The organism is Arthrobacter sp. TJ-170, from assembly GCF_058269305.1.
Genome location: NZ_JBZCNL010000004.1, coordinates 209057 through 231795, shown reverse-complemented (window position 1 = coordinate 231795; position 22739 = coordinate 209057). Strand labels below are relative to the sequence as shown.

General features: G+C 65.8%; 24 protein-coding genes and 1 riboswitch. Of the genes, 13 read left to right on the top strand and 11 right to left on the bottom strand.

Annotated elements, in window-relative coordinates:
• Nucleotide 1 precedes the first annotated feature (1 nt).
• From AC4D1W_RS09780 to AC4D1W_RS09770, 3 genes are all read left to right on the top strand, one after another.
• Nucleotides 2-1495, top strand: a complete 1494-nt coding sequence (locus tag AC4D1W_RS09780; RefSeq protein ID WP_490898628.1) for an ABC transporter ATP-binding protein — start codon at nt 2-4, stop codon at nt 1493-1495.
• Entirely contained in the window at nt 1492-2289 is a 798-nt protein-coding gene (locus AC4D1W_RS09775) for an energy-coupling factor transporter transmembrane component T family protein (RefSeq protein ID WP_490898627.1), read from the top strand. Before AC4D1W_RS09780 ends, AC4D1W_RS09775 begins: the two co-directional genes overlap by 4 nt.
• Before the next feature lie 144 nt (nt 2290-2433).
• A complete protein-coding gene (locus AC4D1W_RS09770; RefSeq protein WP_490890115.1) occupies nt 2434-2946 on the top strand; it encodes a sigma-70 family RNA polymerase sigma factor in 513 nt (170 codons plus the stop codon).
• A 13-nt stretch (nt 2947-2959) separates the two neighbouring features.
• On the opposite strand, the gene AC4D1W_RS09765 is transcribed toward AC4D1W_RS09770, so the two are convergent.
• From AC4D1W_RS09765 to AC4D1W_RS09730, 8 genes are all read right to left on the bottom strand, one after another.
• On the bottom strand, nt 2960-3535 hold the full coding sequence (locus AC4D1W_RS09765; protein WP_490898626.1) for a COG4315 family predicted lipoprotein: 576 nt from the start codon (nt 3533-3535) through the stop codon (nt 2960-2962).
• A 129-nt stretch (nt 3536-3664) separates the two neighbouring features.
• Nucleotides 3665-4873 carry an O-succinylhomoserine sulfhydrylase gene (locus AC4D1W_RS09760; RefSeq protein ID WP_490898686.1) on the bottom strand — a complete coding sequence of 403 codons (1209 nt, stop codon included), beginning with the start codon at nt 4871-4873 and terminating at the stop codon, nt 3665-3667.
• Nucleotides 4874-4943: 70 nt separating this feature from the next.
• The gene (locus AC4D1W_RS09755) at nt 4944-5426 is read right to left on the bottom strand and encodes a rhodanese-like domain-containing protein (protein ID WP_490898625.1); all 483 of its coding nucleotides are present in this window, start codon (nt 5424-5426) and stop codon (nt 4944-4946) included.
• Nucleotides 5427-5432: 6 nt separating this feature from the next.
• Nucleotides 5433-5558: riboswitch (SAM riboswitch) on the bottom strand.
• An 87-nt stretch (nt 5559-5645) separates the two neighbouring features.
• Nucleotides 5646-6500 (bottom strand): aminodeoxychorismate lyase, encoded by an 855-nt coding sequence (locus AC4D1W_RS09750; protein WP_490890110.1) that lies wholly within the window; start codon nt 6498-6500, stop codon nt 5646-5648.
• 54 nt (nt 6501-6554) lie between these two features.
• Nucleotides 6555-6839, bottom strand: coding sequence for a hypothetical protein (locus tag AC4D1W_RS09745; protein ID WP_490898624.1), 285 nt, complete (start codon nt 6837-6839; stop codon nt 6555-6557).
• 92 nt (nt 6840-6931) lie between these two features.
• On the bottom strand, nt 6932-8983 hold the full coding sequence (gene pabB / locus AC4D1W_RS09740) for an aminodeoxychorismate synthase component I (protein ID WP_490898623.1): 2052 nt from the start codon (nt 8981-8983) through the stop codon (nt 6932-6934).
• A 3-nt stretch (nt 8984-8986) separates the two neighbouring features.
• Nucleotides 8987-9604 carry a LysE family transporter gene (locus AC4D1W_RS09735; protein ID WP_490890106.1) on the bottom strand — a complete coding sequence of 206 codons (618 nt, stop codon included), beginning with the start codon at nt 9602-9604 and terminating at the stop codon, nt 8987-8989.
• Nucleotides 9601-10560, bottom strand: a complete 960-nt coding sequence (locus AC4D1W_RS09730) for an NAD-dependent epimerase/dehydratase family protein (RefSeq protein ID WP_490898622.1) — start codon at nt 10558-10560, stop codon at nt 9601-9603. The genes AC4D1W_RS09735 and AC4D1W_RS09730 overlap by 4 nt, the downstream gene beginning before the upstream one ends.
• A 145-nt stretch (nt 10561-10705) precedes the next feature.
• Between AC4D1W_RS09730 and AC4D1W_RS09725 the strand changes: the two genes are divergently transcribed.
• Nucleotides 10706-11410 carry a TetR/AcrR family transcriptional regulator gene (locus tag AC4D1W_RS09725; protein WP_490898621.1) on the top strand — a complete coding sequence of 235 codons (705 nt, stop codon included), beginning with the start codon at nt 10706-10708 and terminating at the stop codon, nt 11408-11410.
• A 24-nt stretch (nt 11411-11434) separates the two neighbouring features.
• On the opposite strand, the gene AC4D1W_RS09720 is transcribed toward AC4D1W_RS09725, so the two are convergent.
• Together AC4D1W_RS09720 and AC4D1W_RS09715 are read right to left on the bottom strand one after the other, a co-directional pair.
• Nucleotides 11435-11944 carry a low molecular weight protein-tyrosine-phosphatase gene (locus AC4D1W_RS09720; protein WP_490890102.1) on the bottom strand — a complete coding sequence of 170 codons (510 nt, stop codon included), beginning with the start codon at nt 11942-11944 and terminating at the stop codon, nt 11435-11437.
• A gap of 86 nt (nt 11945-12030) precedes the next feature.
• Complete coding sequence (locus AC4D1W_RS09715) at nt 12031-12504, bottom strand: MarR family transcriptional regulator (protein WP_490898620.1); 474 nt, start codon at nt 12502-12504, stop codon at nt 12031-12033.
• A gap of 91 nt (nt 12505-12595) precedes the next feature.
• Between AC4D1W_RS09715 and AC4D1W_RS09710 the strand changes: the two genes are divergently transcribed.
• From AC4D1W_RS09710 to AC4D1W_RS09670, 9 genes are all read left to right on the top strand, one after another.
• Nucleotides 12596-14794 (top strand): MMPL family transporter, encoded by a 2199-nt coding sequence (locus AC4D1W_RS09710; RefSeq protein ID WP_490898619.1) that lies wholly within the window; start codon nt 12596-12598, stop codon nt 14792-14794.
• Between the two features lie 175 nt (nt 14795-14969).
• The gene (gene dnaK / locus AC4D1W_RS09705) at nt 14970-16844 is read left to right on the top strand and encodes a molecular chaperone DnaK (RefSeq protein WP_490898618.1); all 1875 of its coding nucleotides are present in this window, start codon (nt 14970-14972) and stop codon (nt 16842-16844) included.
• Between the two features lie 2 nt (nt 16845-16846).
• Entirely contained in the window at nt 16847-17563 is a 717-nt protein-coding gene (locus AC4D1W_RS09700) for a nucleotide exchange factor GrpE (protein WP_490898617.1), read from the top strand.
• A gap of 150 nt (nt 17564-17713) precedes the next feature.
• On the top strand, nt 17714-18724 hold the full coding sequence (locus AC4D1W_RS09695; RefSeq protein ID WP_490898616.1) for a DnaJ C-terminal domain-containing protein: 1011 nt from the start codon (nt 17714-17716) through the stop codon (nt 18722-18724).
• A 37-nt stretch (nt 18725-18761) separates the two neighbouring features.
• Complete coding sequence (locus AC4D1W_RS09690; RefSeq protein WP_490890089.1) at nt 18762-19184, top strand: heat shock protein transcriptional repressor HspR; 423 nt, start codon at nt 18762-18764, stop codon at nt 19182-19184.
• 47 nt (nt 19185-19231) lie between these two features.
• Nucleotides 19232-19837: a hypothetical protein gene (locus AC4D1W_RS09685; protein ID WP_490898615.1), complete on the top strand. Its 606-nt coding sequence runs from the start codon at nt 19232-19234 to the stop codon at nt 19835-19837.
• Nucleotides 19838-19842: 5 nt separating this feature from the next.
• Nucleotides 19843-20535 (top strand): PspA/IM30 family protein, encoded by a 693-nt coding sequence (locus AC4D1W_RS09680; protein WP_490898614.1) that lies wholly within the window; start codon nt 19843-19845, stop codon nt 20533-20535.
• A gap of 51 nt (nt 20536-20586) precedes the next feature.
• Complete coding sequence (locus AC4D1W_RS09675; RefSeq protein WP_490898613.1) at nt 20587-21279, top strand: SDR family NAD(P)-dependent oxidoreductase; 693 nt, start codon at nt 20587-20589, stop codon at nt 21277-21279.
• A 46-nt stretch (nt 21280-21325) separates the two neighbouring features.
• On the top strand, nt 21326-21838 hold the full coding sequence (locus AC4D1W_RS09670) for a DinB family protein (protein WP_490898612.1): 513 nt from the start codon (nt 21326-21328) through the stop codon (nt 21836-21838).
• A 9-nt stretch (nt 21839-21847) separates the two neighbouring features.
• Here the strand turns inward: AC4D1W_RS09670 and trmB are convergent, their stop codons facing one another.
• Nucleotides 21848-22717 carry a tRNA (guanosine(46)-N7)-methyltransferase TrmB gene (trmB, locus tag AC4D1W_RS09665; RefSeq protein WP_490890079.1) on the bottom strand — a complete coding sequence of 290 codons (870 nt, stop codon included), beginning with the start codon at nt 22715-22717 and terminating at the stop codon, nt 21848-21850.
• Nucleotides 22718-22739 lie beyond the last annotated feature (22 nt).

The window sequence follows — 22739 nt, the reverse complement described above, 5'->3', positions numbered from 1 at the left end:
CATGAGCACGACGGGGGTGTCCGCCCCGGCCTCGATCACGGCGCAGGGGTGGGGGTGGCGCCACCCCGGCCGGGTGCGCTGGGCGGTCCGGGATATCGACCTGACCATCGAGGCGGGCCAGCGCGTGCTGCTCCTCGGTGCGTCCGGCGCGGGGAAGTCCACGCTGCTGCATGGACTGGCAGGGGTGGTGGGTGACCAGGACGAGGGCGAGCAGGCCGGCGAACTCACGGTCGACGGCGTCAGCCCGGCTGCTGCACGCGGCCGTTCCGGCCTGGTCCTCCAGGATCCGGACACCCAGCTGGTGCTGGCCCGGGTGGGTGACGAGGTAGCGTTCGGTGCCGAGAACCTGGCCGTGCCCCGCGCCGAGATCTGGCCGCGCGTGCATCGGGCCCTCGACGACGTCGGCCTCGACGTTGCGTTGAATCATCCCACCACGGCGCTCTCCGGCGGCCAGAAGCAGCGGCTGGCCCTGGCGGCGGTCCTCGCGATGCAGCCGGGGCTGCTGCTCCTCGACGAGCCGACCGCCAACCTTGACCCCGCAGGGGTGATCGAGGTGAGGGACGCCGTCGTCCGCGTGCTCGACCGGACTTCAGCCACACTCGTGGTGGTGGAGCACCGGGTCGAGGTGTGGGCCGATGTGGTGGACCGCGTGGTGGTGCTCGACTCCGACGGCGGCATCCTCGCCGACGGTGAACCGGACGCAGTGCTCCGGCACGGGTCAACGCGTTCGCGGCTCATCGAAGCCGGCGTCTGGGTGCCGGGCTACCGGCCGGAAACGCCCGCCGTCGAAACCTCGGCCGGACCGGACCTGCTGCAGGCGGCCGGGCTGGCCGTCGCGCGGTCAAAGCGTGGACGGGCAGTGCTCGACGACGTTGACCTCACCCTCCGGACGGGAGAGGCGGTCAGCGTGCTCGGACCGAACGGAGCCGGAAAGTCAACGCTCGCGCTCACCATCGCCGGACTGCTCAGGCCGCGCGGCGGAACACTCACCGCTCTTGAACCGCTCGCCCGCGGAGCCGGGACCAAGCCGTCGGAGTGGAAATCCGCCGAACTGGTGAGCCGGATCGGTACGGTTTTTCAGGAGCCCGAGCACCAGTTCCTGACCAATACGGTACTCGAGGAGCTTGAATTCGGTCCACGCCGGGTGGCCCGCTCCGACGAAGCGGAAATTCGACGCCGTATTGACCCCATCGCGGAGCGGCTACGCCTGACCGGGCTCCTGAAAGCGAATCCCTACACTCTCTCCGGAGGCGAAAAGCGGCGCCTGTCCGTTGCGACAATGCTCGCCACCAACCCGGACATCCTGATCCTGGACGAACCGACGTTCGGCCAGGACGCCAATACCTGGGCTGAGCTGGTTGCCCTGCTCGCCGAACTCATTCACGGGGGGACCTGCGTGGTCTCGGTAACCCATGACCGTGAGTACACGGCTGCGCTCGGGAGCCGGGTGGTGGCCGTCGACGGAACCTCCGCAACGCTGGAGGTGGTGGCGTGAGCGCCGACGTATTGAACCCTGAGATCACCGGCCGGGTGCTCCCGAGGGCCAATCCGCTCTCGAAGCTCTTCGCCGCGGTGGTGATCACCGTGGTGGTGATGCTCAGCGTGGACTGGGTGAGTGCCGGCGTCGTTCTCGGCAGTGAACTGCTGCTGCTGCCACTGCTGGGAATCAGCGTGCGCAGGCTTTTGCTGCGGACGTGGCCCTTTGTTGTCGCGGCGATCGTCGCGGCGTACGGCACAGCATTGCTCGCGGAGAAGACCGGGCGGGTTCTCTTCGAACTGGGGCCCGTGCTGTTCACCGAGGATTCGGTCAACGCCGGAATGGCCATTGGACTGCGTGGGCTCGCGATCGCGCTTCCCGGGCTCTTTCTGCTCGCCAGTACGGACCCGACGGACCTCGCTGACGCGCTGGCCCAGCGGTTGAAGGCCCCGCACCGGTTTGTGCTGGGAGCGCTCGCGGGAATGCGGCTGGTGGGGCTCCTCTTCGAGGAGTGGCGGACGCTCGGCCTCGCCCGGCGTGCGCGCGGCGTGAGCCATGAGGGAAACCCGGCTGCACGCTTCGGGAACTTTCTCGGGCAGGCGTTCGGGCTCATGGTCCAGGCCATCCGGAGGGCCACCAGATTGGCGGTGGCCATGGAGGCGCGTGGCTTCGGGGCCGGTCCGCGCACGTGGGCCCGGGAGAGCACGTTCAGCCGCGTCGACGCCGTCGTCGTTCTGGCGGGCCTGCTGATCGCAGGGCTCGCCGTGACCGCCGCGGTATATGCGGGAACCTGGAACTTCATCCTCGGTTAGCAAGCCCTGTTCGTAACCCGCTTCGGAGGTGCATCATGAAGAGAACCGGTGCGGGATGCGGCAGGGTTTTCACAACGTCGCACCGCGTCAGTGGTTCGGGTACTGCGGTGTGATGTCTAGCGATGTCTAGTGTGGGGAACGAGCATGGCCGATGGACAGCCGGACTGGCTCAACGTCATCAGGGATAACCACCTGCGCCCGTTGCGGCGGTTCGTCCGCCGCCTGACCCCGGACGCTTTCCTGGCTGATGAGGTGGTCCAGCTGACCCTGCTGCGGGCGTGGGAGCATCCGGTCATGCGCGGACACAGTGAGCTCGAGATTCGCGCCTGGCTCTTTGTGGTTGCCCGGAACATCCTCGTCGACTCGTTCCGCAGCGGCTTCCGCCGCCACGAATTCGACGTGGACGAGGTCCCGGAAATTCCTTCCGACGACGAGGTGGAGCAGCTTCTGACGTCCTGGTTGCTGACGGATGCGCTCAACGAACTCTCGCCGCAGCACCGTGACGTGGTGCTGCACTTCTACTTCCGCGGCGAGACCGTGGCGGAGATTTCACGGGCCCTCTCCATACCGGAGGGGACCGTGAAATCCCGTCTTCACTATGCGCTACGCTCCCTGAAGACAGCGCTGCTTGCCCAGGATGCAGCCTCGGGAAGTTAGACCTCTCCGACCGTCACTGGATCATCGTGCCGTCGGGAGCGACGACGTACCAGACCTCATTCACACCCTGGCCCCTGGTGTCGCCCGCGGCCTCATCCTCAGCGAAGTAGTAGATCGGCATGCCGTTGATCGTGACCTGCATGTCGCCGTCGGGCGTTTGGATGGTGCCCACTTCTCCTGTGACGCCCTCCACCTCGGGCGACTCACTGTCTGTCAGCACCGGCGGCCATGCCTCCAGGCAGCCACCCTCACAGGCGCTGACCCCGGAATCCGGCTCATCGTTGGTGAAGACGTAGACCACCATGCCCTCTGCATCGACGACCACCTCACCCAGGTCGGTTTCCGCGACGCCGAGCGGGGTTCCAACTGTTCCTCCACCGGCAGGCTCGCCGGTTGCCCCCTCGGTATCCCCCTCGGTTGCCTCCACGGGGGGGTCCACCTCGGCCGGGTCCTCGGTAGGCGGTGCTTCCATCGCGGTTTCTTCACCTGCGGGAATGTCCTCGCTCTGGGTATCTGAGCCGCCACAGCCGGTGAGCGCCAGCAGGCAGATGGCGATGACGGCGAACAGGACGCGGATTGCTTTTCTCATGGTGATTCCTCCCGTGATCACCCCTGAACACCGGGGGTGGAAGTGGCCACTCGACCCCTCTGCCGGGAAGACGCTCGAACTACCCCGAATGGTTCAATGTGCGGTCGAACTCACAGCTGAATCCCAGATTCAGCCTGCGGCGAGGGCCTTGCCGAGGTCCGTCTGAAGATCACTTACGTCCTCAAGACCCACCGAGAGCCGGATAACGCCGTCCGACAGCCCGATGGCCGCGCGCCCTTCAGCACCCATAGCACGGTGGGTCGTGGTGGCAGGGTGGGTGATCAGTGTCTTCGAATCGCCAAGGTTGTTGGAGATGTCGATGATGTCCAGCGCATCGAGCAGTGCGAACGCCCGCTCCTTCGCCCGGCCCTCGGGGGCGTCCAGTTCGAATGTGACCACCGTGCCACCGGCCGTCATCTGGGCAGCGGCGAGATCGAACTGCGGGTGAGATTCGAGCAGGGGATAGCGCACCCAGGTCACTGCCGGTTGAGCTTCCAGCCAGCGGGCGAGGGTCAGCGCCGAGGACGAGGAGTGGTTGACCCGCAGGGAGAGCGTCTCGAGTCCCTTCAGGAGGGTCCAGGCGTTGAAGGAGGACAGGGCCGGACCGGTGTGCCGCATGAGGGTCTTCACCGGACCCTCGATGAATTCCTTGCGGCCGAGAATTGCGCCGCCCAGGACCCTGCCCTGGCCGTCCATGTGCTTGGTGCCGGAATAGACAACGACGTCGGCACCCAGTTCCGTGCACCGCTGCAACAGCGGTGTGGCAAAGACATTGTCCACGACGACCTGCGCGCCCGCGGCATGGCCGAGTTCCACGACTGCCCGGATGTCGACGATTTCCTGCATCGGGTTCGAAGGGGATTCGAAGAACACCGCGGTGGTATGGACGCTCAACGCTTCTTCCCACTGGTCGAGGTCCCAGCCGTCCACGAAGACCGTCTCCACGCCCCAGCGCGGGAGGACTTCATTCAGGATGACGAAGCAGGAGCCGAACAGGCTGCGGGAGGCGACTACGCGGTCGCCGGCAGCCAGGAGCGCTCCGAGCGCGGTGAAGACGGCGGACATACCGCTGGCGGTGGCGAAGCACGCTTCCGCTCCTTCAAGAAGACGCAGTCGTTCCTGAAACATGGCGACTGTGGGGTTGCCGTACCGGGAGTAGACAAAGCGGTCGACGTCGCCGGTGAACGCGGCCTCCGCCGCAGCCGCGGAGGAATACACGAATCCCGAGTTCAGGAAGAGGGCCTCGGACGTTTCCTCGAAATTGGACCGTGCGAGCCCACCGCGGACGGCGAGGGTGTCGGGCGACCAGGCGGCGGTGTCGTCGTCCGGCCGTTGGATCCGGGGGTAGCCACCGTTGCCGGCGATCGGCTCCCGACCCGCTGCCGGAGAGAACGACGACGGCGTGGACTCACTCACCGGCGTCGCCCTGCCCGTTGGCCCGACTGGCAGCCGCGGATTCGGCACTGCCGGATTCAGGGGTACCGGATTCGGCGTGGGCGGTGGTCGCAAGGCCGCTGGAGCGCCAGCCGCCGTTCGCCTCGAAACCGTGCAGCACGTTGTAGGCGGTGTGCCCGGCAGCCGTTGCACTCTGCGCCGCGGCAACCGAGCGGACGCCCGAGCGGCAGAGGAACAGCAGTTCCCTGCCCTTGAGGCCGTTCAGCTGGTTGAGGAAGGAGACATTGCGGGTGCCGTCGGAACGGTTCCACTCCAGGAAGAGGGGGACGGTCCCGGCATCGGTGAGGTCAGGGACGCCGACGGTCTGCCACTCCTCGACTGTGCGGACATCCACGAGGACGGCGCCCTTGCTGACGCGTTCCACCGCTTCGCGCGGCGTGATGTCTCCGGCGTAGCCGTTGCCTGGCTGCTGATGGGGGGTGTAATGCTGTGACACTGTGTCTCCTCACGCTGTGCACGCTGGTGATCGTGGATCCTGATCGGTGTGCCGAGTAGTCACCTGAGGCACCCCGCCGTGAAAGAGGGTTGCCGGCCAGCAAGTCAGGGCTTGGCACTGGCGCTCGTTACTCCGGATTGAACCTAGCACCGGTAACCCGGTCTGCCACGCTGTGCCGTAATGTGCGGTAACGCCTGCGCGTGCGCTATATGTTCCGGTTCAGGAGACTGCCTGCACCAGGGCTCCGAGTTCGGCGGTCAACTCGGGAGACACCGTGACCGGCTTCCCGTCAATCGACCCGACTTCGGCGAGCAGGCGGACGCTCGAAATCAACCAGACGCCCTCGGAGTTGAACAGGTCCTCCGGCACCAGTGGGCCATAACCGAGTTCCCAGCCCGCATCACGGGCGGTCGCGAACAAGGCCCCCTGCGACGTTCCGGGCAGGATCCCGCTCTCCAGCTGCGGTGTGATGAGTTGCTTGACGCCGTCGGTCACCCGGGCAATCAGGACCGTCGACGTCGGGCCTTCGAGCACCTTGCCGTCGGTGGAGGTGAAGATGACGTCGTGGGCGCCGTGGGAGCGGGCGTAGCGGAGGGCGGCCATGTTCACCGCGTAGGAGAGAGTCTTGGCCCCCATCAGCAGCCACGGCGCGCGCTGCGCGACGGTGCTGTCATAACCGCGGTCCAGGAGGAGTACCGAGAGGCGCTGCCCGCGCAGCCCCTTGGGTAGCGGTGAGACCAGCACCCAGGAGGTCGCACCGGCCCCTTCCTCCCCGCGGGTGGCGACGAGTTTGACCACCAGTTCGCCGTCGTCGCCGGTTTCCTTCAGCGCGGTGGCGATGGCGCGTTCCCACGCGTCCGACGGCGGCACCTTCAGTTCCAGCGCCTCGGCAGAGGTCGCCAGCCGGGCCAGATGCGCCTGCAGCTTCCGGGGCGCGCCGTTGACGGCGAGCATGGTCTCGAAGATGCCGTCGCCGCGCGTGATCCCGGTGTCAGTGACCTTGAGCTGCGGCTGCGTCGCGTCAGCGATCCGGCCGGCGGGGGAGGAGGAGTCCAGGAACACCAGAACAGTCATGGGCACCAGCCTAGCGACCGAGGGCCCCGGGGCGAGCGCTATGGGCCGGCGTTCTCAGGAATCGGGATTGCTTTCCTCGTTCAGGCCGCGCTGTGCCCAGTCCGCTTCGTCAGAGGCCTCCTCAGGGAGGGGATCGGTGGCGTCCGGAACCTGGTCTAGTGCGTAGTCGATGAGCCCGGCGTCGACCCGCTCCTGCTCCGTGGCTGCCGCCAGGGCGTCATCATCCAGGCGTTCGGGCTCTCCTGCGTGCCCCTGGTAGATCCGGTTGGGCAGGAATTCGTTGTCCGGCTCCTGAACATCGTCCAGGCTGGGCGTGTTTTCATCGCGGGAGCTGGTCATGACCTTTCTCCTTCGTTGATCCGTCCTTTGCCTGTTCAATGCTTCCACACGGGATGAGGTGACGGAAGGCCGCGTGCAGCGAGCAATGTGGACTATGCCGGAAAGGACGAGCCCAGCGCGGACAATACCCCGAACGCCTTCGTCCGCACTTCCTCCCACTCCTCGGACGGGTCGGAATCGGCCGTGATCGCGCCGCCTACGCCGAGCGTGAGGCGGGTGTCGTCGTCGTCATTCTCCATCACGAGCGTACGAATGACGACGGCGAGGTCCGCTGCCCCATCGAGCGAAAAGTACCCGGCGGCGCCCGAATAGACACCCCGCGGTGCACCTTCGAGCCGGTCGAGGATAACCATGGTGCTGATTTTCGGCGCGCCCGTCATGGAACCGGCAGGGAACGCGGCGGCGACTGCTTCGGCGCGGGAGGACCCGGGCCGCAGCTGCGCGTCGATAGTGCTGACCATCTGGTGCACCGTTGCGTACGTTTCGATGTCGCACAGGCGGCTCACCGTGACGGTGCCGGGGATGGCCAGGTGGGAGAGGTCGTTGCGCAGCAGGTCCACGATCATGATGTTTTCCGCGCGGTCCTTGGTGCTGGTGCGCAGCTCGGCCTGCAGGGCGGCGTCCTCGTCAGGATCGGCGGAGCGGCGCCGGGTGCCCTTGATCGGTTCGGCGCGCATCCCGCCGGACGAGTCGAGCCGGAGGAACCGCTCCGGCGAGGTGCTGGCAATAGCAAGGCCGGGGAAAGAGAAGTAGTGCGCAAACGGAGCCGGGTTGGCACGCCGCAGCTCAAGGTAGGCCTCGAAGGGCCGAACCGGACCCTCCGCGTGAGCCGTGAGGGCGGTTGTCAGGCACACCTCGTACGAGTTGCCGTCGGCGATCTCCGCCTTTGCCGTGCGGATCTTCTCCAGGTACTGCTCGCGTGTATCGCGTGCGGAGAAGCGGGGAGCGGGCAGCGGCTCGGCCGGAGCCGGAGCAGTTCCGCCCGAGAGTACGACGGCGCGAGCACGTTCCAGCCAGGCATCGGCGTCAGTGTCTCGGGAGCCGTCACGCAGGGTCAGAAGGTGGGTGCGCCGATCTCGCTGATCGAGGACGACGGCGCGGCCCGCGAAGAGCAGCGAGGCGTCCGGGACCGTGCCGCGCATGTCGGTGCCCGGTGTGGTGGAACCGCCGGTTTCCCGCTTCAGCTCGTAGCCGAGGTAGCCGAGCCAACCGAGGGCGAACGGACCGGGGTAGGTGTCGGGCAGCCGGACGGCCCGCCTGCCCCATACGCCGTCGAGCCAGCGGAAAAACGGCCCGGCGATACGCGCGGTGACCGGACCACTGGTGACCGAGGTGGTGCCGTCGGTGTGCTGGGCGAGCTGGCCGAACCGTCCGCCGTCGTCCGCCAGTATCGAGAACCGGCTGCGGCCCTGGGGGTCCTCGGTGGTGGAGCTGTCCAGCCAGACGGCCGAGGCGGCCGCCCCGTAGAGCTCTCGGAACACCGTTGCGGCCTCAGGGAACGTCTCGATCGTGTCGACCTGCAGTGTGAGGCCGCGCCGCGCCGCCCGTTCCATCGACATGAGGAACTCGCACTGGGGCAACCCGCTCAGGGCGCGGCGAAGCTGATCCGGGACAGCGTTTCCGCGGTGACCCTGCACCAGCAGATCGGCGTGGGGTGCGGGATGGTCTCCCGCGAGCCAGTGTTCCTCCTGGTCGGACCAGCGCTGCCAGAACGGAGCGTACGTGTCGCCGTCACGGGTCAGTGCGCTCGTGCGTCGGAGGTCGTCGGCGGCGTTGATCCAGACGACCACGTCGAGGAACTCACGCGCGGCTTCGCACGCCGCGCCCACTCCCTCCACCACCACAATGTCCGCGGGCTGTGTGAGGCGGGTGTCGCCGTCGTGGTTCGCGGTCCAGTCCCAGGCCGCCCACCGGGCGGGCAGCCCGGATGCGAGCGGGGTGAGCACAGAGCGGACGTACCGCTCCATACCGTCGGCAAGACCGTCCCAGCCGGGGTAGATGTCCTCAAGATGGAACAGGCTCACGGTGTGGTGTTCCCGCAACAGCGTTGTAAGCTCCACCGCCAGCGTCGTTTTGCCCGCGCCCGATCGGCCGTCCACGGCGATGATGAGCGGAAGGACGGCGTTTGCCGGCTTGTGTGCCATGAATCAGGAGAATGCCAGCAGTGCGCCCACGGCGACAAACAGCGTGCCGAAGATGCGGTTGAGCAGGCGTTGTCCGCGCGGACCGCTGGTGAATCGGCTGAAGGAGCGCGCCGCCGCGGCGAAGAAGAGCCACATCACCAGAACATCGATAACGACGACGGTGCCCGCCAAAACACCGTACTGGCCCAGAAGCTCCTGCTCCGGCCGGATGAACTGCGGCACGAACGCCAGGAAGAACACGATTGCCTTGGGATTGAGCAGGTTCACCCAGAGTCCCCGGCGGAACATCGACACCGCGCCTTCGGCGTGCAGCGTGGCGGCCTGCTCGGCGGGAATCGGACGTTCGAGGAACTTCCGGATGCCGAGGTACACCAGGTAGGCGGCGCCTGCATAGCGGATGATGTTGAAGGCCAGCGGCGACCCGGCTACCAGGAGCCCGACTCCGGCGGCCACCACGGCGATATGCACGAGCAGGGCCACCTGCTGGCCGAGGATGCCCCACATGGAACGCCGGAACCCCACCGTGAGGGAGTTGCTCATGGTGTTCACGGCACCGGCTCCCGGAGTGAAGCTGATGAGCGTCTGGGCGCCGACCAGCGCCAGCCAAATCGAGAGGGTCACTGAATAATCTTAGGGGCGTCCGCCGCAGCCTCCTGCCCCTGCCACCAGCTCACAGTCGCGGCCGCGCCGTCCCGGAGAGGAGTAGGTCGGAGTCCAAGGAGTGCCTCGCTGCGCGCGGAGTCCATCACGAACGGGTTCTCGAACTGGTACAGCATCTCCGCGAGCTCCCGCATGTCGCTCGTGACCTTTCCGAGCGAGCGGACCATCCAGCCTGGAATCGGGCGGACCCGTGGCTCTGGTGCGCCGGCGGCACGAGCGAACTCCTGGGCGATCCCGCGTTGTGTCGGAGCAGGAGCTGTCGGTGCGTGCAGTACGGAGTTCCAGAGCTGCTTGTTCCGGGCTGCCGCAATCATGGCTGCCGCGAGGTCGGGAACATAGGTGAAGGAGTGCGGTAGGTCCGCGTCCCCCAGCGGCCGGAAGGTCTTTCCGGCCAACACCCGCGGGATTACGCGCTCGCCGGCATGGGAGGTCCGGACCCGGGGCCCGTAGAAGTCAGACGAGACCACGCTGACCGTCGCCGTAGCGGAGGCTTCCCGCTCCCGCAGCAGCCCGGCGCGCACTCCGCGTTTGCCTGTGGCGGCTGCCCGGGAAGAGCCTTCGGTCATGACTTCATCCGGCTGATCGTATGAATACAGGCTTTCCGGGAAGACGACGACGGCGCCTGCCTTCGCTGCCGCCTCCAGCACAACCCGCTCGGCGAGGGGCAGTTCCGCTTCCCAGGCAGCGGCGGTGTAGGCGGAACCATGAATGCAGTGGAAGACGGCTGCCGCGCCGTCGACGGCTACTTCCATTTCCCGCTGGTCTGATGCATTGGCAAGGACACGCTCGACGCCGGCAAGGTCCGGACCGCTCCCCGAGCGGGTAAGGATCCGCACCCGTGCGCCCTGGCCCGCCAATTGTTCTGCCACGGTCCAGCCCACCGGGCCGGCTCCAGTGACTATGTACAGCTGCGCCATTTCTTCTCCTGGTTGATCGATGCAAGTTTTGATGGATTCAAATGAGAGCACTGCTCTCGCATAAGGATGCGCGCAGTCGATGGTCCTGTCAAGAGCACCGCTCTCTAAAGTTGACACCGCTCTCGAGGGTGGGGAGCATGGATGCATGGCTCTCACACCCCGCGAACGTGCCCGCGCCCAAACCATGGAGGACATCACCCGGATAGGACGGGAACACCTCGCCGTTCATGGAGCTGCCGCACTCTCGCTGCGGGCCATCGCCCGGGAACTGGGCTTGGTTTCTTCGGCGGTGTACCGATACGTGAAGAGCCGGGACGAACTCCTGACGCTCCTCGTGGTCGATGCCTATACGGAACTCGGCGACGAAGTGGACCACGCCGTCTCACTGGCACCCGCCTCCGATCACGCGGCAAGGTTCTTCGCGCTCGCACATGCGGTGCGCGGCTGGGCTCTGAGGGAGCCGGCCCGTTATGCTCTGCTCTTCGGCAGTCCCGTGCCGGGTTATCACGCGCCCGCGGAGCAAACCACCGGGCCCGGTACACGTGTCATCAGGGCGCTTGTTCGGATATTCGACGACGCCTACCGATCCGGCACGGGCGAGGCGTTGCCTGATATTCCGCATGGCACGACCAGTCAGGGTCAGCTGTCGGTGGATCTTTCGCGCATTCGGGAAGAAATGGACCTGGCGGCCAGCGATGACCTGATCGTGCGGGGCACGCTCGTCTGGGCTGCCATTTTTGGCGTTGTCAGCTTCGAAGTCTTCGGCCAGTACGGCGCCGGCACCTTCTCGGACCCGGAGAAGCTGTTCGAGCAGCACCTGCTGGTGCTGAAGGACATTGTCTCGCTGTAGTTAAGCCTGTATCTGCCGAAGCATTTACCGAGCCGCGTGACCCCGCGCGAGATCCTCCTGCACGTACTGGACAATGCCGGGAACGGCGTCGTGAATCATCTGCCAGGTGGCTTCGAAGTCTGCCCCATCCCCGTACCACGGGTCATAGATGCCGAGCTCGGAGACCGGCGTGCCGGCGGTCGACGGGTCGAACTCGCGAAGCAGCCGCACCCGGCTGCGACTGTCGGCGTCAGGGGCTTCGAGCCGCAGGTCCTCATAGTGGTCCACGTCGAGCGCAAGAATGAGATCCCGCTCCGCGTACCAGGTCGGATCGAATTTCCGCGCGCGGTGTGTTTCGCTCTCCAGACCCAGCTCGGTGAGCTTCGCGGCGGCTCGCTCGTCGATCGGGTTGCCGGTCTCCCAGCCGGTGGTGCCGGCGGAGTCCACCAGGACGTCGTCGTTCAGTCCGGCCTCCTCGAAGGCGCGGTTGAGCATGATTTCGGCCATGGGGGAGCGGCAGATATTGCCGGTGCAGACAGTGACGATCCGGTACATGGGTCAATCGTAGGTACTGAAGCAAGACAGGCGCACGGGGGCGTGCCGAACTCCCCGGCTTCTTGACGCCGCTCATGACCGTCAGGTCACTCCTGCGGTTCCTCCACTGCTCGCTGGCGCGCGTGGACCGTGGCGTCGGTCACCTTGCGCATCATGGTGCTGAGCAATTCAAGCTCCTCAGCGGAAAAGTCGGAAAGTGCCCTTTCCACTTCGCGGGCCAGCGGCGCAAAAAGGCGGGACCCGGTTGCGAGTGCCTTCTCCGTCATCTCGAGGTGAACCTGCCTGCGGTCCACGGAACTGCGGGAGCGGCGAACATGACCTGCCTCGTCGAGGCGGTCGATGAGCGCGGTGGTCGCCGGTGAACTCAGGTTCAGCGCCTGCCGCAGCATTCCGGGCGTCACCGTTGCACCCGCTCGGGCAGCACCCATCATGATTCCGAGCGCGTTGAGGTCCGTCCGGTGCAGGGCATCCCGAACGCTGATGGTGTCCACGTAGCGGTCCGTCTCGACGGTGAACTGCTGCAACAGGGACATCAACTCGCGTGGTGCGGTGGCGGCCATATTCCTCCTCTTCATTTAACAGAGTAGGATACTGCCAATTATCTCCATCGTGGATATAGTAGGCAGCAGAGATAATTCAGAGAGGTCAGGAATGTTCCAGAAGAAGTGGGTCCGGGCAATTCTCCCGGCGTTCATAGTGGTGTTGTGGTTTATCGGCGCCGGATTCGGCGGGCCCACCTTCGGAAAGTTGGAGGGCGTCTCCAGTAATGACCAGGCTTCGTTCCTTCCGGCCAATGCCGAATCAACGGAGGCCGGAGAACTGCAGGAGGCATTTACGGAGTCAACGGCATTACCCGCCGTGATTGTCGTCGAGTCGGAGACGGAGATTCCGCCGCAGGAACTGGCGCGGTACCAGGAACTCGCGGGGGAGTTGGAGAAGGTGCCTGGACTTGAAGCGGCCTCGGATGGGCAGCCTGCAGTAGTCGGCCCCATTCCTTCCGAGGATGCCCTTGCCGTCCAGTACATCGCCTCTGTGTCCGACGACGGCGAGTTGGGCGAGGTTGTGGTCGAACTGCGCGAGGTGCTTGAGGCGGAACTGCCCGAGGGTACCGAGGGCTACGTCACGGGTCCGGCCGGATTCACCGCGGACCTGGTCAGTGCCTTCGGTGGCATCGACGGAATCCTGCTGGCAGTCGCACTGACCGCCGTATTCCTGATCCTGTTGGCCGTCTACCGCGCCCTCATCCTGCCCTTCCTGGTGCTTCTCACTTCGGTCTTTGCCCTCGCCACGTCGATCCTGCTTGTGTATGCGCTGGCCTTGTGGGGCTGGATTGAGCTGAGCGGCCAGAGCCAGGGCATCCTGTCGATCCTTGTGATCGGCGCGGCTACTGATTACGCGCTGCTTCTGGTTGCCCGGTACAGGGAGACGCTCAGGGAGTTCAGCTCCAAGTGGGACGCGATGAAGGCTGCCTATCGCGCCTCAGTGGAGCCCATCATTGCCTCGGGAGCCACGGTGATCCTCGCGCTGCTGTGTCTTCTCTTCTCCGACCTCAATTCCAACCGCAGCCTGGGTCCGATCGCCGCCATCGGCATTGTCTTCTCCCTGCTTGCCGCCCTGACCCTTCTCCCTGCGTTTCTCCTGGTCTTCGGCCGGAGTGCGTTCTGGCCGCTGCGGCCAAAGGTCGGCACCCATCCCGGCGGTGTTCATGACCGCAACGTCACCGGCCTTGAAGGTCTGCGCGGCATCTGGAAGCGCGCCGGCAGCCTGGTTGCGCGGTTCTCCCGACCGGTGTGGATCGTGTCGCTGCTGGTGCTGGTCGCCGGTTCGTTGGGACTGCTCCAGTTGCAGGCGTCGGGTGTGCCGCAGTCGTCCCTCATCCTGGCCCCGTCCAACGCTGTGGACGGTCAGGACGCGCTCGCGCGCCACTTCGACGCCGGCGCAGGCAGCCCCGTCACGATCGTTGCTCCCGAAGGCCGACAGGATGGCGTGCTTGAGGTCACCGAAGCACAGGAGGGAGTGGCAGAGGCGACCGTGGTCGCCGATGGCGCAGGCGACGTCGTCGTACGCGAAGGCAACGTCCTCGTCAGGGCGACACTTGATTACCAGGCGGACTCCGCCGAAGCGGAGGAGCTGGTCAAGCAGCTGCGCGTGGACCTGGATGCCGTGAGCCCGGACGTGCTGGTGGGCGGGGTGACCGCAGTGGCACTGGATACCAACGAGACCGCGCAGGCTGACCTGGCGAAGATCATCCCGATCGTCCTCGTGGTCATTCTCCTGATTCTCATGCTGCTGCTGCGGTCCGTGCTGGCGCCGGTGCTCCTCATCGGCTCGGTGGTGCTGTCCTATGCGACGGCGCTCGGCGTGTCGGCACTGGTGTTCAACAACCTCCTCGGGTTCGATGGCGCAGATGCTTCCGTGCCGCTCTTCGGCTTCGTCTTCCTGGTGGCGCTGGGTGTCGACTACAACATCTTCCTGATGACCCGCGTACGGGAGGAATCGCTGCGGATTGGAACCCGGCCGGGCATTCTCCGCGGGCTGGGAGTGACCGGCGGCGTTATCACCTCGGCGGGCATCGTGCTGGCGGCAACATTTGCGGCTCTGGGCGTTATCCCCATCCTGTTCCTCGCACAGATCGCCTTCATTGTGGCATTCGGTGTGCTGCTGGACACCGTGATCGTCCGATCCCTGCTGGTTCCGGCGCTCGCCTATGACATTGGCCCGAAGATCTGGTGGCCGTCCGCACTCTCACGGCACGACGGCGGCGCTGCAGCTCCGCCCCATGCGAAGCACCGGGCGGGCTCCTCCACTGAAACGCATGATGCAGTGGGAGCGTCCGGACAGTCCCACTGACCCCATGCGGGACGTTCGAAGGCAGTCCTTCCCGAGAAGTTGAGCCCTCCCGACTCAACCTTGGTTTGACACCTGAGCATGGCGTAGTAGGGTTGAGTGCAGAACGCTCAATGTGAGCGGAACCTGACAAAGCAGCCAACGGTCCTTGACCGCCGGCTCGTCGAAAGGAACACGCATGTCACGTGCAGTAGGTATCGACCTCGGTACAACCAACTCGGTCGTCTCCGTGCTTGAAGGTGGCGAGCCCACCGTTATCGCCAACGCGGAAGGCGCGCGCACCACTCCGTCCATCGTCGCTTTCTCCAAGGGCGGCGAGGTTCTGGTCGGCGAGATCGCGAAGCGCCAGGCCGTCAACAACATCGACCGCACCATTGCCTCCGTCAAGCGCCACATGGGCACTGACTGGACAAAGCAGATCGATGACAAGACCTACACGCCGCAGGAAATCTCTGCCCGCATCCTGCAGAAGCTGAAGACCGACGCCGAGAGCTACCTCGGCGAGAAGGTCACAGACGCCGTCGTCACCGTTCCGGCGTACTTCAACGACGCTGAGCGTCAGGCAACCAAGGAAGCCGGCGAAATCGCGGGCCTGAACGTCCTGCGCATCGTCAACGAGCCCACCGCCGCGGCCCTGGCCTACGGTCTGGACAAAGGCAAGGAAGACGAGCTCATCCTCGTGTTCGACCTCGGTGGCGGTACGTTCGACGTCTCGCTCCTGGAAGTCGGCAAGGACGAGGATGACTTCTCCACCATCCAGGTTCGTGCCACTTCCGGTGACAACCGCCTCGGCGGCGATGACTGGGATCAGCGGGTCGTAGAGTTCCTGCTCTCCCAGGCAAAGGCCAAGGGCGCAGACCTGTCGAAGGACAAGATTGCCCTGCAGCGTCTGAAGGAAGCTGCTGAGCAGGCCAAGAAGGAACTGTCCTCTGCCAGCTCCACTAACATCTCCCTGCAGTACCTTTCCGTCACTCCCGACGGACCGGTGCACCTCGACGAGCACCTGAGCCGTGCCAAGTTCCAGGACCTCACCAAGGACCTGCTTGACCGCACCAGGAAGCCGTTCCACGACGTCATCACCGAAGCCGGCATCAAGGTTTCCGACATCGACCACATCGTCCTCGTCGGTGGCTCCACCCGTATGCCCGCTGTTTCGGAACTGGTGAAGGAACTGGCCGGCGGCAAGGAGCCCAACAAGGGAGTGAACCCGGATGAGGTAGTCGCCGTCGGCGCTGCCCTCCAGGCCGGTGTGCTGAAGGGCGAGCGCAAGGACGTCCTCCTGATCGACGTGACCCCGCTGTCGCTGGGCATTGAGACCAAGGGCGGCGTGATGACCAAGCTCATCGAGCGCAACACTGCCATCCCCACCAAGCGCAGTGAGACCTTCACAACCGCGGATGACAACCAGCCTTCGGTTGCCATCCAGGTGTTCCAGGGCGAGCGTGAGTTTACTCGCGACAACAAGCCTCTGGGCACCTTCGAGCTCACCGGTATTGCACCGGCGCCGCGCGGTGTTCCTCAGGTTGAGGTCACCTTCGACCTTGACGCCAACGGCATCGTGCACGTGTCCGCCAAGGACAAGGGCACCGGCAAGGAGCAGTCGATGACCATCACCGGCGGCACCGCGCTGTCGAAGGAAGACATCGACCGCATGGTCCGTGAGGCTGAAGAGCACGCTGCCGAGGACAAGCAGCGCCGTGAGGCCGCGGATGTCCGCAACTCGGCCGAGCAGCTGGCCTACTCCGTTGGCAAGCTCATCGACGACAACTCCGACAAGCTGCCCGAAGATGTCAAGACCGAGGTGCAGTCCGACGTCGATGCACTCAAGAAGGCTCTGGAGTCGCAGGATAACGACGACGAGGTGAAGGCTGCCTTCGAGAAGCTGCAGACCTCCCAGACCAAGCTCGGCGAGGCCATCTACGCCCAGGCTCAGCAGGAAGGTGCCGCCGGTCCCGGCGCTACCCCCACCGGTGAGCCCAGCGAAAACGGATCCAAGGCTGACGACGAAGACATCGTCGATGCCGAGGTCGTTGACGAAGACGAGAAGAAGTAGCCATGCCGCACCACGGAAACGAAGAAGAACACTCAGAGCCAGTGAGCTTCCGAGATAACCGGAAGATCGACCCGGAGACTGGGGAGATCCGTGGGCAGCACGGCACAGCCGAAACAGACGGCACGGGCACCCCTGGCTCGGCACCCTTCGCGGGGGCCGGCCAGGAGCCCGGCGCCGGAACCGGGCAGGATGCCTCGGACTCGGTGCACCTGGACGGAGCGGACGCCGGTGTTGATGCACTGGCGCAGGCAGAAGCGATCCTCAATGAGGCCGGTGGCGGAGAAGAGCTTCCTCAGGCGTCCACCAACGTTGAGGCCGAGCTTCGGAATGACCTGCTCCGGCTTCAGGCCGAGTACGTCAACTACCGGAAGCGGGTGGAGCGGGACCGCGACGTCGCACGGGATATGGCAGTGATCGGGGTACTGAACTCGCTCATGCCGGTGCTCGACGACATTGACGCCGCCCGCCAGCACGGCGACCTTGCGGACGGGCCCTTCGCCGCTATCTCCACCAAGCTGGAGAACGCGCTGAAAACCTACGGTCTCTCGCGCATCGATGAGACCGGCGTGGAGTTCGACCCGAACGTCCACGAAGCGCTCATCCAGCAGCCAAGCCCGGACGTCCAGTTCGACAGCGTCAGCCAGATCCTCCGCGCCGGTTACAAGAAGGGTGACCGCGTCCTGCGCGCAGCCCAGGTGATCGTAGCGGTACCGGAGTAGCTGAGCACGCCGTCCCCTCCGAACGGGGGCAACGAAATTCCTACGGGCCTGGCGGCCGCTCGGAATATCAAAGCCCCCTTCCTCGGAGGGGACGGCGGCAATGCTTCCACGAACAGGACAACTTAAAGTTTAAGAGAGAGGAGGGGTCAGATGGCTAGTCAGGATTGGGTCGACAAGGACTTCTACAAGATCCTTGGCGTGCCCAAGGACGCCTCCGACGCCGACATCAAGAAGGCTTACCGGAAGCTCGCGCGCAAGCACCACCCCGACCAGAACCAGAGCACCGGCGGCTCGGACCGGATGTTCAAGGACATCTCCGAGGCCTACTCGGTGCTGTCCGATCCCGAGGAGCGTCAGCAGTATGACGCGATCCGCGCCATGGGAAGCGGAGCACGCTTCACCGCGGGCGGCCCGGGCGGGGCAGGCGGCGGTGCCGGCTTTGACGACATGTTCGGGAACCTCTTCGGTCAGACGGCGGGTCGCCAGCGTGGAGGTTTCGGCGGCGGCAGCAACCTGCCTCCGGAGTTCGCCGATCTGTTCGGCGGAGGCGGCGGCTACTCTTCCGGCGGTGGATTCCCCGGGGGCGGTGGATTCCCTGGGTATCAGGCGCCGCCACGCAAGGGCGCAGACCGCACGGCGAGCACCAGCATCTCCTTCGCCGGGTCCATCCGCGGCACCACCATCGGCCTGCGTGAACCGTCCGGCGAGGTGATCGACGTTCGTATTCCTCCCGGCATCCGTGACGGGCAGAAGGTCCGTGTACGCGGAAAGGGCCAGGCCGGGCCGTCAGGAAACGGTGACCTCATGGTCACTGTGAATGTGAAGCCGCATCCGTTCTTCCAGCGCGACGGCGACAACATCAGGGTGCACGTACCTGTCACCTTCCCCGAGGCAACGCTCGGTGCGCAGGTGGAGGTGCCCACCCTGGACGGTGAGATCGTCAAGGTGAAGGTGCCGGCGGGTACTCCGTCCGGCAGGACCCTGCGGGTCAAGGGCCGTGGAGTGAAGACTTCGAAGGGCACGGGCGATCTGCTGGTGACCATCGACGTCGTCGTTCCGCAGAATCTGAACAAGGACGCAGCGGCCGCCGTCGAAGCATTCGCCACCGCCACGAAGGATGCCGATCCGCGTAACAACCTCGCCGAGAAGGCGCGGCTTTAGGGTGTGGGGAATCTAGCCAGCAGAAGGGAGCGACACCATGTCTGTTGATATCAATATGCCGATCTATGTGATCTCCGTGGCGGCGGAGCTGGCAGACATGCATCCCCAGACGCTGCGTCAGTACGACCGGCTGGGCCTCGTCACTCCCAGCAGGGCGCCGGGGCGGGCCCGCCGGTATTCCCAGCGCGATGTCAATGTCCTGCGCGAAGTGCAGCGGCTGTCCCATGAGGGCGTCTCGTTGGAAGGGATCCGGCGCATCCTTGAACTGGAGAATCAGGTCATGGCGCTCCAGCACAGGGTCAGCGAACTCACCGAAGAGCTGGCACAGCGACGGAAATCGGAGACCAGCCGTGTCTTCGCTGCCGGTCTCGCGGGTGACGTCGTCACCCTCGCCCGGGGCCAGCGTCCCCGCCCGCGCAGCCAGGCACTCATGATCTGGCGCGGGGATCCCTCCCGCTGAGGGCCCCCACGTAGCGCAACCTCCAATTCCACGGCACACTTATATACATGCCTGATTCAGAGTTCGCTGACGCCGCGGAAGTCCTGCTGGAGGGTGTTCTCCAGCTCCTCCTCTTTGGTGGAGCGGTCCTGGGTGTGCTGGCCATCGGTGCGGCAACCGGTACCTGGTTGCTCGTGCGCCGTGTCCGCCATTCGGGGGTCCTCCGCCGCCGGATCGAGCGCGGGTCCAGCCGCCTGCGGTCCTTCTCCACGGATGCATCGGCACGGGAGCTCGCCAGGCTCCGGCTCCAGCTTGAGCGCTCCACGGACGCCACCCGCCGCTCCGTTGCGGCGGCTATCGCACAGGGCTCTCCCACGGGGGACCTGGCTGCAACCGCTGAGGATCTCACCCGGGCCGAAGCCGTACTCGGTGAACGCCTTGCGCTTGCCGAACAGGAACCGAACAGGGCGCTCCGTGAAGACCTTGCAGGCGGCATCGGCGAGCAGGTCAACTCCCTCTGCGAACTGTCGGCTCAGCTGCGTCGGGCCCTTCTCGAGGTTCATCAGGTCTCCGGCAGCAGGCAGCTTGAGCGTGCCACCTCGCGCCTCACTACGGAAATCGGTGCCCTGAGGACCTGGAATGCCGCCTACGGCACCGGCACGCGGCGGGCCTAGGACCAGTGTCTGTACGCCGCCGCATCTCACGCATCCTTTCCTCGCGCCGCAACGCTGCTGAACCGGTCGATCCCATCGCCGCGCTCGGGCAGACCCAGCGGCAACAGGAGGAAAACCTCGACCGTGCCCGCCGCAGTGTTGCCGACCTCGCCGCTGTACGGCACCGGGTCGACAGCCTCGCCCGGCAGGCAGCGGCAGACCTCGACGCGTGCAACCGCGAGGCGGAACGCGCGGTTGCGGACAACAACGACGACGCCGCCCGGGCCGCGCTTCGCCGCGCACTGGACGTGCAGAAAAGGCTCGAGGCTCTGACCCGCCAGCGCGATGGCGTCGATCAGCAGTTCCACTCCCTCGAAGCAGACCTGTACCGGCTTGAAACCTCATTGCAGGAAAATGCAGTCCGCTACGAATCCCTCAAGGCCCAGCACGGCGCCACCCAGGCGGCGCTGGACGTTCAGGGTGCGGTGTCCGCTTCAGCGGGAAGCAGTGTGGAAACCGCTCGTGCCGCGCGCGAGGCGGAGCAGGAAGCCAGGCGTCTGAGGCATCTGCAGGCAGCCCAAGAGGAACTCACCTGGTCGGACCCGTCCTCCGGGAAGCTCGAACAGGCGTTCGGCGAGCTCGAGGCACGTGAGGCAGCCGAGCAGGAACTCCGGCAGCTGAAAGAAAAGGCACAGGACCGCCGTCGAGGGCAGGCATAGGCCTTGCGGGCCCGGGAGGGAAGCGTCAGGGCGGGTTGCTAGGCTCAGGTCATGGGTGAGACCAACGCCGCCGACATCCGCGGCAAACAGTTCCTGGTGGTAGGAGCAACGGGCCAGCTCGGTTCGCGCATAGCTGCAGAACTGGACGCAAGGGGAGCGCGGCTGATCCTCAGCGGACGCGATGAAGCGAAACTCAGCGCTGTCGCTCATCGGTTGGGCGCCCGGTCCGTCGCTGCTGATCTCACCCTGCCCGGAGGGCCCGCCCGCATCGCCGATACGTTGGATGACGAGCCTCTGGACGGCGTGGTTTATGCCGCGGGCGTCGTGGCCTTCGGTTCCCTCGCGGAGCTCGACGATGACACTCTGGACGAGCTGCTGCTCACCAACTTCGTGGGCTTCGCCCGGCTCCTCCGGGCTGTTGTCCCGCGGCTGAGCAAGGGATCGCAGGTGGTCCAGATCAGCGCTGTCGTCGCCGATAGTCCCACCGGAGGCATGGCGGCGTACTCCGCGAGCAAGGCGGCGCTGAGCGCGTTCGGCAAGGCTGCTGCGCTCGAGTTGCGCCGTAGCGGGGTGCGCGTCCTCGATGTTCGGCCCCCGCACACTGAAACCGGGTTGGCGCACCGTCCCATCGAGGGAGTGGCACCCCGCCTGCCGCAGGGCAAGGACCCTGATGCTGTTGCCCGCCGAATCGTTGACGCTATGGCCGCGGGGGAGCGGGACCTGCCGTCGTCGTCGTTTGATTGAGTCAGGTTTGGTCGCTTCAACGCCGCACCCGGATACGCTTCGATCTATGGCAATTGAACCGGATACCAAGGACTGGACCTGGGTGTTGGAACGAGCCTGCACCGAATGCGGATTCGACCCGGCAGACTATCCGACTGATCGCATCGCGGAGCAACACAGAGCAGATCTGCCTCGGTGGCGGACCGTCCTCGAACGGGCCGACGTTCGCGACCGCCCCGACGAGAGCACCTGGTCAGCACTTGAGTATGCTACCCACGTCCGGGACGTCTACGTGCTGTTCACTGAACGCACGGAACTGATGTTGGCGCAGGAGGACCCGCTCTTCGAGAACTGGGACCAGGACCGCACGGCACAGGAGGAAAACTACGCCGCCGAGGATCCGGCCAGGGTGGCAGGCGAGCTTGCAGATGTGGGCGAGGCGTACACCGCGCTGCTGGATTCGGTGACGGACTGGGACCGTGTAGGGCGGCGAAGCAATGGGTCGGGATTCACTGTCGCAACCCTCGCGCAGTACGGACTGCACGACGTCGTCCATCACCTTTACGACGTCCGCGCCTGACGGCAGCGGCTAAAACACCCGCCGGTACGCCAGGTCGAAGATCATGCGGCCGGCGTCATGGGCCTTGTTTTCAAAGCTCGTGAGAATCCGGCCCTCGAAACGCGGTGCCCAGCCTCCGAGCATGTCCTCGCCTTCGCGGGCCGAGGCCGTACCGGCGGGCTCGCGTCCCTCACGGCGGGGCGTCCCGCCGACTTCGTGCTCGACGCCGCTGGCCCACACCTGGGTCAGGGGACTGTCCCCCCCGGCGCGTTCGCCCTCGTGCAGGTTCTCGAACAATGGTGAGGCGTTGGCGGCCTCGCGCATTTGCGCCGCGTAGTCCGACCAGTCGGTGGCGAGGCGCAGAATGCCGCCGGGTTCCAGCACGCGCCCGGCCAGCTCGATGAAGGAGTCCTTGACGAGCCGGCGCTTATGGTGGCGGGTCTTGTGCCAGGGGTCGGGGAAGAAGACCCACAGTTCGGCGACCGACGCGGGACTGATCATCGTGGCCAGGGCTTCTGCCGCGTTCACCTGCGCGACGCGCACGTTGGTCAGCCCCCGCTGGTCAATTCGAAGCAGGGTCTGGGCCAGCCCCGGCTTGTACACCTCGAGGGCGAGGAAGTTGCGCGCGGGGTGCTCGGCTGCTGCATGCGCCACCGCTTCACCCAGTCCCGATCCGACCTCGATCACCAGGGGTGCATCGCGCCCGAAGGAGGCAGCGGCGTCGTACTCCCACATGGGGTCCACAGAAGTGTCCGCCGCGGAACTGCGCGGAACCTCCACGACGAGGCCTTCGGACAGCTCCGCCCATGCATCACGACGGCGGCCCTGGAGTCGTGAGCCGCGGCGCACGAAGGAGACGGGCTGGGCAGGGAAGGGCTGGGGCTCAGGGTGCGTGCTCATCGGTACAAGCGTAGCGAGGCAC